The organism is Raoultibacter timonensis (assembly GCF_900240215.1).
In the GTDB taxonomy this organism is placed as follows: Bacteria; Actinomycetota; Coriobacteriia; order Coriobacteriales; family Eggerthellaceae; genus Raoultibacter; species Raoultibacter timonensis.
Genome location: NZ_LT964679.1, coordinates 2,270,729 through 2,286,313, shown reverse-complemented (window position 1 = coordinate 2,286,313; position 15,585 = coordinate 2,270,729). Strand labels below are relative to the sequence as shown.

Annotated in this window: 15 protein-coding genes; 12 read left to right on the top strand and 3 right to left on the bottom strand. The window is 56.7% G+C overall.

The window, feature by feature from the left end; all coding sequences use genetic code 11:
* Nucleotides 1–32: 32 nt before the first annotated feature.
* Nucleotides 33–845 carry a transglycosylase domain-containing protein gene (locus tag C1722_RS10060; protein WP_102379618.1) on the bottom strand — a complete coding sequence of 271 codons (813 nt, stop codon included), beginning with the start codon at nt 843–845 and terminating at the stop codon, nt 33–35.
* 233 nt (nt 846–1,078) lie between these two features.
* Here C1722_RS10060 and C1722_RS10055 point away from each other — a divergent pair, with 233 nt between their 5' ends.
* Both C1722_RS10055 and C1722_RS10050 read left to right on the top strand, forming a co-directional pair.
* The gene (locus C1722_RS10055; protein WP_102379112.1) at nt 1,079–1,732 is read left to right on the top strand and encodes an HAD family hydrolase; all 654 of its coding nucleotides are present in this window, start codon (nt 1,079–1,081) and stop codon (nt 1,730–1,732) included.
* Between the two features lie 182 nt (nt 1,733–1,914).
* Nucleotides 1,915–3,132, top strand: coding sequence for a hypothetical protein (locus tag C1722_RS10050; protein WP_102379111.1), 1,218 nt, complete (start codon nt 1,915–1,917; stop codon nt 3,130–3,132).
* A gap of 85 nt (nt 3,133–3,217) precedes the next feature.
* Here the strand turns inward: C1722_RS10050 and C1722_RS10045 are convergent, their stop codons facing one another.
* Together C1722_RS10045 and metA are read right to left on the bottom strand one after the other, a co-directional pair.
* Entirely contained in the window at nt 3,218–3,445 is a 228-nt protein-coding gene (locus C1722_RS10045) for a hypothetical protein (protein WP_219724293.1), read from the bottom strand.
* Nucleotides 3,446–3,448: 3 nt separating this feature from the next.
* Nucleotides 3,449–4,375: a homoserine O-acetyltransferase MetA gene (metA, locus tag C1722_RS10040; RefSeq protein WP_102379110.1), complete on the bottom strand. Its 927-nt coding sequence runs from the start codon at nt 4,373–4,375 to the stop codon at nt 3,449–3,451.
* 334 nt (nt 4,376–4,709) lie between these two features.
* Between metA and C1722_RS10035 the strand changes: the two genes are divergently transcribed.
* From C1722_RS10035 to C1722_RS09990, 10 genes are all read left to right on the top strand, one after another.
* Nucleotides 4,710–5,183, top strand: coding sequence for a rhodanese-like domain-containing protein (locus C1722_RS10035; RefSeq protein ID WP_102379109.1), 474 nt, complete (start codon nt 4,710–4,712; stop codon nt 5,181–5,183).
* Nucleotides 5,176–5,589 carry an RrF2 family transcriptional regulator gene (locus tag C1722_RS10030; RefSeq protein WP_102379108.1) on the top strand — a complete coding sequence of 138 codons (414 nt, stop codon included), beginning with the start codon at nt 5,176–5,178 and terminating at the stop codon, nt 5,587–5,589. Before C1722_RS10035 ends, C1722_RS10030 begins: the two co-directional genes overlap by 8 nt.
* Before the next feature lie 120 nt (nt 5,590–5,709).
* Complete coding sequence (locus C1722_RS10025) at nt 5,710–7,092, top strand: FAD-dependent oxidoreductase (protein WP_244902521.1); 1,383 nt, start codon at nt 5,710–5,712, stop codon at nt 7,090–7,092.
* 161 nt (nt 7,093–7,253) lie between these two features.
* Nucleotides 7,254–8,534: an O-acetylhomoserine aminocarboxypropyltransferase/cysteine synthase family protein gene (locus C1722_RS10020; RefSeq protein ID WP_102379107.1), complete on the top strand. Its 1,281-nt coding sequence runs from the start codon at nt 7,254–7,256 to the stop codon at nt 8,532–8,534.
* A 140-nt stretch (nt 8,535–8,674) separates the two neighbouring features.
* Nucleotides 8,675–9,286: a 5'-methylthioadenosine/S-adenosylhomocysteine nucleosidase gene (locus C1722_RS10015; RefSeq protein WP_425319353.1), complete on the top strand. Its 612-nt coding sequence runs from the start codon at nt 8,675–8,677 to the stop codon at nt 9,284–9,286.
* On the top strand, nt 9,216–10,427 hold the full coding sequence (locus tag C1722_RS10010) for an ammonia-forming cytochrome c nitrite reductase subunit c552 (protein WP_102379106.1): 1,212 nt from the start codon (nt 9,216–9,218) through the stop codon (nt 10,425–10,427). The genes C1722_RS10015 and C1722_RS10010 overlap by 71 nt, the downstream gene beginning before the upstream one ends.
* Before the next feature lie 127 nt (nt 10,428–10,554).
* Complete coding sequence (locus C1722_RS10005; RefSeq protein WP_102379105.1) at nt 10,555–12,717, top strand: heme lyase CcmF/NrfE family subunit; 2,163 nt, start codon at nt 10,555–10,557, stop codon at nt 12,715–12,717.
* 229 nt (nt 12,718–12,946) lie between these two features.
* Entirely contained in the window at nt 12,947–14,410 is a 1,464-nt protein-coding gene (locus C1722_RS10000; RefSeq protein WP_180995128.1) for an ATP-binding protein, read from the top strand.
* 41 nt (nt 14,411–14,451) lie between these two features.
* Entirely contained in the window at nt 14,452–15,147 is a 696-nt protein-coding gene (locus C1722_RS09995) for a response regulator transcription factor (RefSeq protein ID WP_102379103.1), read from the top strand.
* 176 nt (nt 15,148–15,323) lie between these two features.
* Nucleotides 15,324–15,585, top strand: a 262-nt coding sequence (locus C1722_RS09990; RefSeq protein WP_146040679.1) for a twin-arginine translocation signal domain-containing protein, incomplete at its 3' end; no start/stop codon positions are given.

Here is a 15,585-nt window from a genome sequence, read left to right as displayed (position 1 = left end):
GGCAGGGTATCGCTTGGCATCCGGGTTTCGCCCTACGCCGCTCGGGCGATTTCCTGCGATTCTTCCGCTGTGATCATCTTGTATTCGACCATCTGGCGAAGCACCTGCTGCTGTCGCTCCGCCGCCAGCTCGGGGCTTGCGGTGGGTGCGTAGGCGGAGGGGGCGTTGGGCACGCCTGCGAGCAGCGTCGCTTCGTAATCGGTGAGCTCCGAGGGCTCTTTGCCGAAGTAGCCGATGCTCGCATCGTGGATGCCGTAGTAGCCGTTTCCGAAATAGATCGAGTTCACATAGAGCTCGAGTATCTTATCCTTCGAAAGGCTCCTTTCGAAGTTGAACGCCATGAACACCTCGGCGACCTTGCGATCGAGCTCGCGGTCTTGCGTGAAGTACTGGTTTTTCGCAAGCTGCTGGGTGATGGTGCTTCCGCCCTCGACGAACGCCCCTGCTTTCAGGTCGTTGATGAGGGCGCGTCCGGTTGCGATGACATCGAAGCCCGGATGCAGGTAGAAGCGGTGGTCCTCCACGGCGACAACAGCGTCGAGGTAGCGTTGGGGCAGCTCCTCGACAGGCGTGTAACCCGGTGCGGCTTCGATCTGCTCGACCATGGTATCGAGGCTCGTTGCGGCAAGCGCTTCGCTGTACATCGAGTATCCGCGAGAGACGTAGAACGCTACGGCGCAGAGGGCGAGCGCGGCGATGATGGCGAAAAGCTTTCCGAGAACCGAGCTGATGGATCTATCCTCATGCCGAGGTGCTACGGCTACGCGGCGATAGTACGTATTGCCAGGATGGGAAACGGGGGAGCGGTATACGGTTGGCTGGGTTCTGCTATGCGCGCTGTTCATGATGTTCACCTGCCTCGTCGAAGCCTGTTTTCGTTGCTACCAGCATAGCGCGCCTTCCTTGCGCCTACCTTACAGGGCGCTTATGGGCGTCTTACACTTTTGTAAGGAGCTTCGCTGTTCGGGCTGGGCAAGCGGTTTGCGGGACGTATTTCGTTTCTCTTGCGGATAATCGGGGCGCGGTGCTGTCGGTTTGGTATCCTAGGTTGCGACAGCAACTTGGGAAGGGGTTCTCTATGGCGATCGGTGCGGTATTCGACTGTGACGGAACGCTCCTCGATTCGATGGAGGCATGGCATATCGTGCAGAGCGATCTCGCGAAACGTGCGGGAATCGTATCGACCGACGAGTTGACGGTTGAGCTCGGTCCCATGACGATTCCCGAGGCAGGAGCCCACCTTCACGCGAAATACGGCGTTGGCGTCGATGCGGACGACGTGGTTTCCATGATCGACGAGGGAATGCTCGAGTACTATCGAAACCACGCAGAGCCGCGCCCGGGTGCACTCGAGTTCGTCGAAGCCCTCAACGAACTCGGCGTGAGCTGCAGTGTGGCGTCGTCGAGCCCTCAATCGTATCTGCAAGCCGGGCTTGCTCGCGCGGGGTTCACCCCGTACCTCGACGCCATCGTATCGGTTGACGATGTGGGCGCATCGAAGCGCGATCCGGCGGTGTTCAACCAAGCATGCAAGCTCATGGGTACGCGTATCGACGAAACGTGGGGATTCGAAGACTCCCTGTACGCCCTTCTTACGCTTAAGCGCGCGGGGTATAAAACGGTCGGGATCTACGATTCCGATTTGGCCGGCACGTTCGATCAGCTTGCCGAGGTCGCCGACGTGGCGGTGAGGGCATTCAACGAGCTGGATCCCCGAACGTTCGCCGAGTAGCCTGCGACGGTGCAAACCGCCCGTATTGAGCGCTGCCTCAATTTTCCGACATAGTTTAATAATGTTCAACCTGTTCAGTTTTGTGTTTGCTATACTGAACAAATCCTAGCTGGTGGATATCATTAACGACGATGGATCTGCAAATACATGACCAACGGTCGCATACTTGCCGAGGAGGAACGATGACCGAAGAGAACAACGCTAACCCGAACGGGGTGCCCGATCAGCAGCCAGCTGCATCCGGCGCTTCCGCTCCCGATCAAGCCCCTGCGGCATCGCAGCAATCGGAAACGCAGCCTTTTGCGGCAGAGCCGTATGTGGCCCCCGAGCCTCCCGCTCCCGGTGAAACCGCCCAATACTCGGCCGCCCAGCAACCGGGCGCTACCCCCGAGCCGCCGACGCCCGGCTATGCCGCACCGCAGCAGCCCACCCAAGCCATGCCGAACGGCTATCAGACGCAGCCCAGTCAGCAGCCTCCGATGGGGTACGGTTACCAGGGAGGCTACGGTGCGCCCCAGCCTCCGACTGCGGCCCCGACGGGCCCCGGAAGCGGTAAAGCGCTCGGTTCGCTCATCTGCGGCATCTGCGCCATCGTGTTCTCCGGAACCGTGATCATCAGCATTATTCTGGGCGTCATCGCCATCGTGCTCGCTTCGCAGTACGTCAAGTCGTTCGGTAAAGACGGCAAGGCGACGGGTGGTAAGGTGTGCGGCGTCATCGGCATCGTCTTCTCGATCCTCATGCTGATCATCTACATCTTCTCGGGCATCTTCCTTGCTGCCGTGTTCAACGAGTACAGCAGCTCGCCCAGCTCGTCGTACTCCTATTCGTACGATAGCGGATCTTCGTCGAGCGATAGCGATTCCAGCTCTACGCTGCCGACTGACGCTGACGAGCAGGCTGCCATCGATGCCGCAAGCGCCATCCTCGACGAGCTGAAGAACCCCACCGATGCCGACATCAGCGCTTTGGCATCGGGCCTCGACGAGGGCTTTGCGCAGGAATCGGGTCTTGAGAGCCTGAGCGATCTCGGCATCGAATCCCGCGAATTCGCCGAGTGGTTGCTCTCCGATCTGACCTACGAGATCGACGATGCATTCGTGTACAGCGATGGTACCGGCACCGTGTACGCCGATGTGACGACGAAAGACTACTACGAGTTCATGTACATCTTCTCCGACAACATCGATACGTTCGTTGCAAGCGATGAGGCGGCCACCATCACCGACGATGCTGCCGCCAACGCCAAGATCGGCGAGTTGCTGAGGGATGCCATGGCCAAGACTCCGACCACGGTGAATTACGCTTCTATCGAAGTGAAGAAGGTCGGCGGAACCTGGGTTGTCGACGATGAGTCGCTCGAGGAGCTCGCCCAGAGCATCTTCGGCATCTATTACTAAGGCTTGACCCCATCCGCATGGCGGTGGGGCGCAGAGCAGAAAGAAGCGACCCCTTGGGGTCGCTTCTTCGCAATCGGGATCATTTTTAGCGCCAGGGATCCTCTTCGTAGGGGCTTTCGCGCACGATGCGGTCGGAATACGGGTCGTAGCCGTCGTCATCTTCGTTGGCGGCGCGCAGAAACGGATCGTGTTTGACGTTCGCGCGCTTCTGCTTCTCCTGCAAGGCGGCTTCCGCGCGTCTTTGGGCTTCGGCGCGCTCGTTCGCTTCGAGGGGCATGTGCGCAGCTTCTGCGCGATCTTCCTCTTGCGACACGGCCTACTCCTCTTCCCCGATCGAACCGATATCGTATGGTGTTGTCTGATAGACGTAGTAGTTGAGCCAGTTCGTGTACAGCAGCTGCGCTTGCGCCCGCCAGGTCGCGAGCGGCGCGCGCGTGGGATCGTTGTCGGGATAGTAGTTCACCGGCAGGGCAACATCGGGTTCTTTACCCAGATCGCGCTCGTATTCACGGCCAAGCGTTTCGGTGTCGTACTCGGGGTGGCCGAATACGAAGAAGTGATGGCTGTCCGTGCTCTTGGCGATGTAGACGCCCGCAACGTCGGACACGGCTATCAGCTCGAGCGCGGGGTTCGCCTCGATGTCTTCGGCATGCACTTCGGTGTAGCGCGAATGCGGAGCCATGAACGCATCGTCGAATCCGCGCACGAGCGGGGAAGAAGGTTTCACGAGCTTGTGCTCGAACACGCCGAACAGCTTTTCGGGCAGCTCGTACTTCGGCACCCCGTAGTGGTAGTAGATGCCCGCTTGGGCGCCCCAGCAGATGTGCAGTACGCTGTGCACGTTGGTGCGCGACCATTCCATGATGTTCGAAAGCTCGTCCCAGTAGTCGACGTCTTCGAAGTCGAGTCGCTCGACGGGCGCGCCGGTGATGATCATGCCGTCGAAGTGCTCGTTCTTGATATCGTCGAACGAGGTGTAGAACGTTTCGAGGTGCTCTTCGGAAACGTTCTTCGATTCGTGGCTGATGGTTTGCAGCAGCTCCACATCGATCTGCAGCGGCGTGTTGGAGAGCTTTCGCATGATCTGCGTTTCGGTGACGATTTTTGTGGGCATGAGGTTCAAAAGCAGCAGCTTCAGGGGACGGATGTCCTGATGCATGGCGCGGTATTCGGTCATTACGAAGATGTTTTCGCTTTCGAGAATCTCGGTTGCTGGAAGCGAATCGGGAATCCTGATCGGCATAACGCGTCCTTTCTGCTTGCCGCATTATCAACATTTGTCCAGATGGGTATGCGGCTTGCGCCCATCCGGATCGGGGAGGTATCGCCCCGCGAAACAAACACGCCCTATGATACCAGCGAGTGAAACCAAGCGCTAAGGCAATCAAGGTTTCGCCATATTGGGAGGATCCCTCGCCCTCGGCCTCGTCGAGCAGGTCGTGCTGCAATGCGCGAAGCCCCGCTGTCCGACGGGGCTTCGCCGTGTTTCCCCCGAATCTCTGCTTGACACCCTTATATATAATCTGTACAGTAGCAATTAATAACTGTACATTTGAAATATACAGATAGGGGCTCGCATGGTATCGAAAAAAGGTGTGGTAGCGGTGATCGCCGCTTGCGCGGTTGCCGTTCTCGTTCTCGCGTCTTGCCAGGCCGACAACGGTTCATCCGCCAAAGCGGCGGGTGGCGATTCGCCGAAAACGCCTTCCGCCGACTCTTTGCAAGAGGGTGCCTATCACAAGATAGACGCCGAGGAGGGCAAGCGGATGATGGATGCGGGCGGCGTGATCGTTGTCGATGTTCGTACCCCGTCGGAATATGCAGAGGGGCACATCCCCGGAGCCGTCAACGTTCCCAACGAGGATATCGGCTCGCAACAACCTGACGGTCTCGAGGATCTCGACGCGACGCTGATCGTGTACTGCCGTACGGGGGTGCGCAGCAAGCAGGCTGCCGATAAGCTTGTCGAGCTGGGCTACCAGAGCGTCTACGACATGGGCGGCATCGTCGATTGGCCCTACGATACGGTTTCCGGGGACGGCAATGAATAGCGATTTTTCCATTGCGGTTCACGCGCTCGTCTTCCTCAACCACAAGCAAACGGCCCTTACGAGCGACGAGCTGGCGGAGAACATCTGCACGAACTCCGCACGCGTACGCAAGGCGCTGGCTCCGCTCAAGCGGGCGGGTATGCTTGTTGCGAAAGAGGGTGCCAAGGGCGGGTATGCGCTTGCGGCTGAGGCTGAAACGATAACGCTGCAAGACGTTGCGGACGCCCTCGGCACGCGGTTCGTCGAGGCGGGATGGAAAAGCGGCGATGCCGATATGGAGTGCCTGATCGCATCGGGCATGGCGGGCATCATGGACGGCATCTGCGCCGATTTGGATGCGGTATGCAAAGAGCGTCTTGCCCGCACGACCGTTGCGGATATCGATCGGATCATTTTCCCCGAGTAAGGATGCGCTTGCGCATAGAGCGAAACCAAGAGGTCGAGGTACGGGCGGCTTCTTGAGACGATCGGTGCGAAATCGATAGGGTTCAACAATGCAAGCCTACGGGCGAAAGGAGCTACAGCCATGGATGCAGCTATGGATAAGGTGGATGCGGCCATCATCGGTTTTGGCAAAGGAGGAAAGACGCTTGCGGGGGCGCTTGCCGCAGCGGGAAAAACCGTGGCGCTCGTCGAGCAGTCGAGCGGTATGTACGGCGGTACGTGCATCAACGTGGCGTGCATTCCCACCAAGTCGCTCGTCAAAAGCGCAGCGCTCTCGGCCGAGCTGGGCGGCTCGTTCGAGGAACGGGCGCAGCGCTACGCCGAGGCGGTCGCAGAAAAGGATCGGGTTGTATCGATGCTGCGCGAAAAGAACTATCGCAAACTCGCGGATAATCAAGCTGTGCGGGTGGTCGACGGCAAGGCGTCGTTTGTCGATGCCCATCGCATTCGCATCGAGCGCGACGGCGCATCCCAGGTGATCGAGGCCGATTCCGTGTTCGTCAACACCGGTGCGCGACCGTTCGTGCCGAATATCGCCGGCTTATCCGAGAGCTCGCGCGTGTTTGTGAGCGAAACCATGCTTGACCTCGCAGAGCTTCCCGAAACGCTCGTGATCGTCGGCGGGGGTTACATCAGCCTCGAGTTCGCTTCCCTGTACGCAAATTTCGGATCGAAGGTTACCGTCGTGCAAGATGGCAGCGCGTTCATCCCCCGCGAAGACGCTGAAATAGCTGCGGCGGTGCTTGCGAGCCTTGAGGCGCGCGGCATACGTGTGATTCGGTCGGCCGTGGTCGAATCGGTGCGCGATGCCGAGGAATCGACCGTGGTGACGGTTTCGGTCGGCGAAAACCGAGAAGAGCTTGCGGCATCCGCTGTTTTGGTGGCAACCGGGCGCAGGCCCAACGTCGACGGCCTGAATCTCGAAGCGGCGGGGGTCGGGCTGACCGCGCGCGGCGCCATCGACACCGACGGGCATCTGCGTACGACCGCCCAGCATATCTGGGCGATGGGCGATGTTGTCGGCGGCTTGCAGTTTACCTACATCTCGCTCGATGATTACCGCATCGTCGCTTCCGACGTGCTCGGCGACGGTTCGCGTACGACGGAAAACCGCGGCGAGGTGCCTTATAGCGTGTTCGTGGATCCGCCGTTTTCTCGCGTTGGCATGACCGAGCAGGAAGCGCGCGAGCGAGGCTATGCCGTCAAGGTGGGAACGCTTCCCGCTGCCGCGATCCCGAAAGCGCAGCTGCTGCGCAAGCCGACGGGGCTGCTCAAGGTCATCGTCGACGCAGCGACCGAGCGCATACTGGGGGTTCATCTGTTCTGCGAAGAGTCGCACGAGATGATCAACACCGTTAAGCTTGCGATGGATGCCGGGGTTTCCTATACGACGCTGCGCGATGCCGTCTACACGCATCCGACGATGACCGAAGCCTTCAACGACCTGTTTGCGGCGGTGCGGTAGCGGTTTGCCTTCGGCGGCATCGGCTCTTTCGTGGAGCCGATGCCGCCGATGCGGGCATAACCTGTGAATCTCGGGGTTTGCCAACTGCGAAACCCATCTGCAATGCGCGGCGGTATATAATGCAGCCACCAAAAAGAGCACCGAACAGCAAGGAGCAACACGTGAGTGAATCGATCAGCACCGTCTGCGTTCAGGGTGGGTACACGCCGGGCAACGGAGAGCCGCGCCAGATCCCCATCATCCAGTCCACGACGTTCAAGTACGATACGAGCGAGCATATGGGCAAGCTGTTCGATCTGGAGGAGTCGGGCTACTTCTACACGCGCTTGCAGAACCCCACCAACGATCACGTTGCTGCGAAGATCTGCGAGCTCGAGGGCGGTACGGCGGCAATGCTCACCTCGTCGGGCCAGGCAGCGAACTTCTTCGCCGTGTTCAACATCGCTTCTGCCGGCGATCACGTGGTGTCCTCCTCGTCGATCTACGGCGGCACGTACAATCTGTTCGCCGTAACCATGAAGCGCATGGGCATCGAGTTTACGTTCGTTTCGCCTGATTGCACGGACGATGAGCTTGCGGCGGCGTTCCAGCCCAACACCAAGGCGGTGTTCGGCGAAACGATCGCCAACCCCGCGCTCTCGGTGCTCGATATCGAGCGCTTCGCGAGCGCCGCGCATGAGCACGGCGTGCCGCTCATCGTGGACAACACGTTTCCCACGCCGATCAACTGCCGTCCCTTCGAGTGGGGCGCCGACATCGTCACGCATTCTACGACCAAGTACATGGACGGGCACGGCGTTGGCGTGGGCGGCTGCATCGTCGATTCGGGCACGTTCGACTGGTGCGCGCATGCCGATAAGTTCCCCGGCCTCACCACTCCCGACGACAGCTATCACGGCGTTACCTACACCGAGCGCTTCGGACTCGAGGGCGCTTTTATCACAAAAGCAACTGCCCAGCTCATGCGCGATTTCGGGGCGATACAGGCGCCGCAGAACGCGTTTTATTTGAACCTCGGCCTCGAGAGCCTGCATTTGCGTATGGCGCAGCACTGCAAGAACGGTCTCGCGATGGCCGAGTACCTCAAGGCACACCCCAAGATCGCCTGGGTGCGCTACCCATCGCTCGAAGGCGACGAGTATTCCGAGCAGGCGAAGAAGTACCTGCCCAACGGATCGTGCGGCGTGGTGAGCTTCGGCGTGGTCGGCGGGCGTGCTGCGGCTGAAACGTTCATGAAGAACCTCAAGCTTGCCCAGATTGCCACGCATGTTGCCGATGCTCGCACGTGCGTACTCCATCCGGCGAATGCGACGCACCGTCAGATGAACGATGCCGAGCTGGCTGCGGCGGGCATTTCGCCCGACCTTATTCGCCTGTCGTGCGGCATCGAGGGCACCGAGGATCTCATCGCCGACGTCGAGCAGGCGCTGGCCTGCGTGTAGGCTATCTTTTTTCATGCAGGGCCTCGTCCGATCGGACGAGGCCCTTTTTAAAGGTGCAGGTCGGCCGCGATGCGGCTTGCATGCCTGCAAAGCACGCGTTTCCGTAAAAACGAAACGGTTTCTTCGACGAACGGATTTGAATGCAATCGATGGAAAGAGTGGGTATCGTCTGCGCGAGCGATACAGAATTGGCTCCCTTTTTGGAGCGCATGGAAAAGGGCGAAACCGTGGAAAGGGCGATGCTGGAGTTCCGCGAGGGTGCGATCGGTAAGACGAGGGTGGTTGCGGTGTACAGCGGCGTATGCAAGGTAAACGCCACCATCGCAACGCAGCTGCTCGTTGACGTGTTCCAGGTAGATGCGGTGGTCAATGCGGGGACGGCGGGCGGCATGCGCGAGGACGTGAGGCTGTTCGACACGATCGTTGCGGAACGGACCGCCTACCACGACGTTGCCGATGACGTGCTGACGGAATTCCATCCATGGATGCCGTCGGTGTACTTTCAGGCTGACGAGCGGCTGCTCGATGCCGCTAAAGGCTATGGCCGTGCGTCAAAATACCCAGTGCTGTTCGGCTCGATCGTGACNTGCCGGATGCTCGCCGCAGGTTTCTCAGTCGGGAGCGTCGAACGCTTCGGAGTCGCAGGCGACTGGGGAGACGAATGCGGGTGGCGAAAAGACCATGCAGGAATGGGGCGAATTATATCCGCTTCAATACAATTCATATGCGACGCTGAACTACAAACAGGTTGATTTCGGTGCGGAAGACGGATTGGGCCTTTATGAGGACAAGACAGAACGCCCTCATGGACATTTTGCAACGCTGGCGATGGAAGTGGGTCCGCTTGCTCGTGACAGCGAAGGAAACTTACTGTTCACAGACGATGCACGCTTTGGCGTGGACTCGCTTGAATACAATAGCGAAACGGGCCAGTGGTATGTTGACGATAGCAACTGGGTTGAAGTAATCAACGATGCTGGGTACACCAAAGGCTGCTATGCATGCCGAAGCTCGAAGTTTGATGTAGCGTATGAACAAGAAGGCGCCGAGGTGTACGGTGAACCTGTTGATCAGGAGTTCGCCGACCTCCTGAACGGCCAGTTATGGGATTGCGCCATCTGCCACGAAGAGACGCCCGGGGACGAGCCCGATGCGACGCTTACGATGTTTACGCAGCTTTCTGGAGATGCGTTTGACCAGTTCGATCCAGAAGAAAGAGCATGTGGACAATGTCACAACACCTTCAATCATCGGAAGTTTATTACCGATCAGGAGACGATGGACAGCTTCGATCCCTACAAATACGGTACTGATATCGATTCATTGCTCCAAGCGGAACTCGAGGATGGCATCTACGATGTCGATGAGGATACGGGCATAAAGATCGGCTGCTTCGATGAGCCTGAGCTCGAGATGACTCAGGGAAGCCCCATGAACGAACTCGGCGTAACGTGCATCGATTGCCATATGCCCAAAGTGACGGATCCCGAAACCGGTGAAACGTATACCGATCACAACGCTTCGGGCTCTCCTCTTGCAAGGGAAGAATCGCTCGAATACTGCCTGACTTGCCATAAATCTCAAGGTATCGAAACGACTGATGATATGGTTGAGATGGTTCGGAGCAAGCAACGCGAGGCTCGTGAAGCGCTTGGCAGCGCCCAAGCCAGGATGGACGAAGCATATGAGCTTATCAAGGCAGCCGTTCAAGATGGAAGTGTTGATGAGAACACGCTAAACCAGGTCCGCGACGACTATACGCGCGTGGACGCATACCTCCACATTACCAATGGCGATAGCAACGGGCGCGTGGTTCACAACAACGATAAGCTGAATGATTACCTTGCTCGAGCGAATAATCTGCTCGATGGCATTATGGAAAAACTTGCATAACCGAATATAACGAAAGGCGCCTTTAAGATGTCTTTCCAAACATCATAAAGGCGCCGTGCGACACCGTTTCATCTCGCCTTTCGCTTGTCGGACGGCTACCTTATTTCAACTTCTTTCGGGGGGGGGCATGTCGGTTCTTGGATCAACAGCTCTTTGCGTGGCACTAGCGTGTGGTGCGTTGTCGACGGTCTGCCTGTTCGTCGGAAGTCGGCTTTCTGAGAGGCGCGGGAGGATTCGCTTCGCCTTAAACGCGGGAGGGTACGGAGCGGTTTTTGCTGCGTTGCTCGCCTTGTCATTCAGTTTGCTCCTGCTGGCCTTTTGCTTTACAACGGGAGACATCTCTCTCGAGTACGTTGTATTCTACCGATCCGATTCAACAAGCGACCTAGCGTGGCTATACAAGCTTTCCGGAATTTGGGGAGGAAGGGAGGGCTCGCTTCTTGTCTGGGCATGGTTGTTGGCCGCGTACAATTCTGCTGTCGCTGCAAAAAGCGCCAAGGCAAAAAGGAGTTTGGACGGCGTTGCTTTGTCAGTCCTGTCGTTGATCCTCACGGCTTTTATCAGCGTGCTGGTTTTTTCGGAAGACAATAGCCTCTTTGCGGCGCTCGACCCCGTTTTTGTTGATAGCGCAGGTCAGCTTACGGGACTTGCTTCCAAATGGGGCATGAGTTCCTTGCTGGAGCATTGGGCTATGGCCATTCACCCGCCTATGCTGTTTATCGGCTACGCTGGTCTCACGGTTCCCTTTGCCTATGCGATTGCAGCGCTTGTGACGAACGACCCATCGAGTATATGGGTAAGTCGATGCTCCCGCATTGCCTTGTTTTCCTGGGTGTTCCTCGGCCTCGGTATTGGGGTGGGAGCGGCTTGGGCTTACTCGGTTCTTGGTTGGGGTGGCTACTGGGGCTGGGATCCTGTAGAAAATGCAAGCTTGCTGCCGTGGTTGGCAGGAGTGGCCCTTATCCATAGTTTCATCATTTTTCGCAAGCGAGGAACATTTCGATGCTGGACGGTGCTGTGTGCCTGCATTGTTTTTTCGTTCGTTTCGCTGGGCGCATTTGTTACGCGTTCGGGTATTATTGGTTCGGTTCACGCTTTCGACGGTGACCCCTCATCTTTCGCGCTGTTTCTTTTCCTGTCGATAGCTCCTGTTGCGCTCGGCGCTATGGGGCTTGTGCTACGACGAAAGAGCTTCTCTTTCGGTAACGAGAAGGGATGCGTTGCGGAAAGCATTTTTTCTCGTGACGTTGCGTTTTATTTCAATAACCTCATTACCGTGGCATTTTCTTTTCTTCTTGGGTATATGACGTTGGCTGCAGCAATGCCTTCATGGATGCCGTTCGGGGGGCAAACTGTCTCGGCTGAAACGTATAATGCGATAGCGGCTCCCTTGGGTATCGTATATTGTGCGGTTATTGCGGTGTGCCCGCTTTTGTCTTGGTGTAAAACCGGATGGCGACAGTTCTTGAGAAGAGCTCGCGTCCCCGGTATCTGCGCCACTGTGCTTTTTGCTGCGCTTATGGCCTATCATGTATCGAATCTGATTCCGAGCTACGAAGCTGCCTTATCCGGGGGCGGAGCCGTCGCTGAAGCGCTCGCCGCACGTGGGCCGTCTTGGTACTACAACGGTCTGTCGGCAGTAGGTTTTCTTGTCGCGAGTCTGCTTTTTTTCAACTCCATCTTTGCGTTGCGTAAGCGTTCTGAGTACGGCGGGGGATGCCAGGGCGGAGCCTCTCGGGCTGCTCGCGCGCTTGCGGTTGCGCGGGAGCGTGCAGCGACGTATGGTGGTTTTGCCGCCCATGCCTCGATGGCCCTTATTCTTGCGGGCCTCATTGGGTCTTCCATGTACGTGACCGAAAAGATTGCCTACCTGGATTACGATGCCGAAAAAGATGAGGTTGCGCAGGGCTTCCAGATCGAAGATTACACGCTGGAGTACAAGGGGAAGCTTGTAACGGTCGAGTCGAACCAGACGGATCTCTTCAATACGGTTTATTTTGATGTATACGAAGGCGACAAGCTTTTAGCGACGGTCGACCCATCTGTTCAGATGGTTGCAACAACGCAACAGCAGCACTATCATGCTTCGATCGTCCATCAACCTCTTGAAGATTTGTTCGTTGTGTACAAAGGGGTTGATTCAGGTGACGGCTGGTCGTTTGCTCTCGATGTACGGGTAAACCCTCTCGTTTCCTTTCTCTGGGCGGGTTTTGCGCTTCTCGTTGCCGGGTCGTCGATTGCCATTTTCGGACATCGTGGGGTTTCGCTGCCCAAAACAACAGTTCGCTGACGATCCTGCGGTTTTCGTTGCCCGAAGCGAATGGTGTCTCGCGAGTGCTGGCGGCTTTCTTTTCGCTTAAAATGCCCAGTGTTCGTTTCGAGCGATTGCGAAATCGCAATCGTTTTCGGCTTGTATTGAATTGAAACCAAGCGCATTCGTTGGTAGAGTTGCGCGTGGGGTAAGGTTCGATCCGAAGCTACTTCATGGCTTTGGACTACGGAATATGACGGGAAGCGATATGAGGGATGATCGTGGGGCTTTAGCTACTCGATTAGCCGTGAGGCTTGTGGTGCTGGTGACCATAGTCATCGCCATTGCGGCGGTCCTCTACCTTATTTGGAGCCAGGCCGCTCAGGAGGCAGCCGTGGACAGCAAGGTGCTTGCCGAGGCGAGAACGCTCAATACCGAGATGCAGGCTGTATGGGACTATATCGACGATTCTCAAGCAGCCATAAACTACAACTCGGACGGCTCCTACGACTTCAAAGGGATTTACTGCTCGGTTGCAGGCAAGGGGATCGCCAAACGCTTTACAAGACAAACCGATGGCTATCTGATTCGGTATGTTCGAGAAAATCCCCGATCAGGCACCGATGTTCCCGATGCGTTCGAAGCGGAGGCCCTTGAGCGGTTTGCGGCTGGCGTGGACACAGAGCATTACGGCATGGCGGATTTTGAGGGCAGAACGGTGTTTCGATATACTTCTGCTCTTACCATTAAGCGCAATTGCCTTGCTTGTCATGGCGAACCTGCGGGAGAACCGGACGAAACGGGGTTCTTGCGAGAAGGCATGCAGATGAACGATCTTGCCGGTGCGGTAAGCATCGTTATTCCCATTGACGCATACGAAAAAGAGGCACGGTCAAGTCTAGCGGGATCGGTCGGGTTCTTTCTCGTTCTTGCCGTAGCTATCGCGATTATTGTATGCATCGCACTCAAGAGATGGGTTGCCAAACCGCTTGAGCAGGCAAACGCGCAGCTCCAAAACGAGAGCGAAGAGAAATCAAACTTTCTGGCCATAATGAGTCACGAACTGCGTACGCCGCTGGCTTCCATTATCGCCTATACGGATATTTGGGAAAAAACCGTCCATTCGAAGACATCGAACGAAGAAAAGATCGTGCGTGAGATAAAGGAGAACAGCGTTGCTCTGCTCAGCATGGTAAACAATACAATCGACGTGGCCCGCCTTGAAGCGGGCAGCTTCGAGGTGCAATACGACGATGTCGATCTGGTCGATGTGATCAATGCGGTGTTTTCGGTAGCGGAGCCTTTGGCCATCAAGCAAAGTATTGCGCTCACTAAAGCTATCGATCCGAAGATTCCAATTATGCGCTCCGATTGGGAAGCTCTGCGCAAGATTGTTTTGAACCTAACGAGCAATGCTCTGAAATTCACCGAGCGGGGTGGGTCGGTAAGCGTGTCCGCTCATTACGAAGTCGATGAAGAGATCGTTGCCATTGTAGTGCGTGATACGGGGACGGGTATCGCCTCCGAAGATTTTGAGAGAATATTCAATCGCTTCACCCAAGCGGGACCTGCGAGTCCCAGTGAATCCGACGGTAGTGGTCTCGGTCTCTTCCTCGTGAAGAGCCTTGTAGCGAAGCTCGGGGGCGCAGTTACCGTTGAAAGCACGGTGGGAGAAGGCAGTGCATTTACGGTTTTCGTACCGGTTGACCAATCCGACAGACGAAAATCGTGAGCAATGCGGTAGATGTAGAGATGTGATTATGGGGTGTTGCTATGAAGATCATGCTTGCCGATGACGAACTTAGCCTTTGCGATGCGCTCGAGATCATTCTCGACGATGCCGGATATGAAGTCTGCATTGCCCATGATGGCGCGCAGGCAATTGAGTTGTTTAGACGGGAGCAGCCCGATCTGGTGGTTCTCGATGTGATGATGCCGAAATACGATGGGTTCGAGGTATGCGAGGTTGTCAGGGGGACCAATCCCGATGTACCGCTTCTCATGCTTTCGGCCAAAGGCGATATCGTTGATAAGAAAAGCGGATTCAAGGCAGGTGCCGACGATTATCTTGTCAAACCGTTTAACGATGAGGAGCTGTTGCTGCGCATAGAGGCTCTTATGCGACGGCGCTCTCGAGGAGAGAGCCAAGGCGAGCTGAAGAAGCTAACCCAGACGGTTCAGATAGGGGATTTGGTCATTGACCCTCTCCGATACGAAGTCACGGTTGCTGATCGCGTGATAAGCCTTACGCCCAAGGAGTTTCAGATACTTGCCCTTATGGCCGATCATCCAGGAAAAGTATTTACCAGGGAAGATCTGATCGAAAACATCTGGGGAAAAGAGTACGAAGCTGGAGCGATTAGCATCCCCGTGTACGTGCGCAGGATTCGCGAGAAAATCGAGGAAGACCCGTCGAGCCCGAAATATCTCCAAACTGTTTGGCGCTTTGGGTACAGGCTGGGGGATTGATCATTTTGTGAGCACTGCCTTATGCGTTCCGGCCTGTAAGAATTCAGCAAGATTTTAGTCATACACTGAAAGAAGCGGTTTATGGCTATTACTTCTTCCCGTGCGTATTGTTGGTGACACAAGGAGCAAACAAAGACGAGGCTCCGGTGTGCGGGATGGAATAAGGAGGAATATCTATGGCTGGCTATCTCGAGAGAGCTACGAACGCTCGTATCAGTCGTCGCAGTTTCATGCAAGCAAGCGCTGCAACGGCGGCGGCGTTGGCCGTTTCCGGCGGACTTGGAGGATGCGCTAATTCGGTGCAGCCTGTCACAGAAGCCGAAAAGGGCGTTTCGGAAGAAAAGTGGGTTCCGGTAGCGTGTTGGCACGGTTGCAGTACGCGAATGTGCGTCAATAAAGCCTTGGTCAAAGACGGTGTGGTAATAAGGCAGAAGTCTG

Excerpts from the sequence above, each read along its gene's own strand:
- C1722_RS10000 (WP_180995128.1), top strand. The coding sequence starts at position 12,947 with ATGAGGGATGATCGTGGGGCTTTAGCTACTCGATTAGCCGTGAGGCTT.
- C1722_RS10050 (WP_102379111.1), top strand. The coding sequence starts at position 1,915 with ATGACCGAAGAGAACAACGCTAACCCGAACGGGGTGCCCGATCAGCAG.
- C1722_RS10010 (WP_102379106.1), top strand. The coding sequence starts at position 9,216 with ATGCAGGAATGGGGCGAATTATATCCGCTTCAATACAATTCATATGCG.
- C1722_RS10030 (WP_102379108.1), top strand. The coding sequence starts at position 5,176 with ATGAATAGCGATTTTTCCATTGCGGTTCACGCGCTCGTCTTCCTCAAC.
- metA (WP_102379110.1), bottom strand. The coding sequence starts at position 4,375 with ATGCCGATCAGGATTCCCGATTCGCTTCCAGCAACCGAGATTCTCGAA.
- C1722_RS09995 (WP_102379103.1), top strand. The coding sequence starts at position 14,452 with ATGAAGATCATGCTTGCCGATGACGAACTTAGCCTTTGCGATGCGCTC.
- C1722_RS10035 (WP_102379109.1), top strand. The coding sequence starts at position 4,710 with ATGGTATCGAAAAAAGGTGTGGTAGCGGTGATCGCCGCTTGCGCGGTT.
- C1722_RS10025 (WP_244902521.1), top strand. The coding sequence starts at position 5,710 with ATGGATGCAGCTATGGATAAGGTGGATGCGGCCATCATCGGTTTTGGC.
- C1722_RS10060 (WP_102379618.1), bottom strand. The coding sequence starts at position 845 with ATGAACAGCGCGCATAGCAGAACCCAGCCAACCGTATACCGCTCCCCC.
- C1722_RS10005 (WP_102379105.1), top strand. The coding sequence starts at position 10,555 with ATGTCGGTTCTTGGATCAACAGCTCTTTGCGTGGCACTAGCGTGTGGT.
- C1722_RS10055 (WP_102379112.1), top strand. The coding sequence starts at position 1,079 with ATGGCGATCGGTGCGGTATTCGACTGTGACGGAACGCTCCTCGATTCG.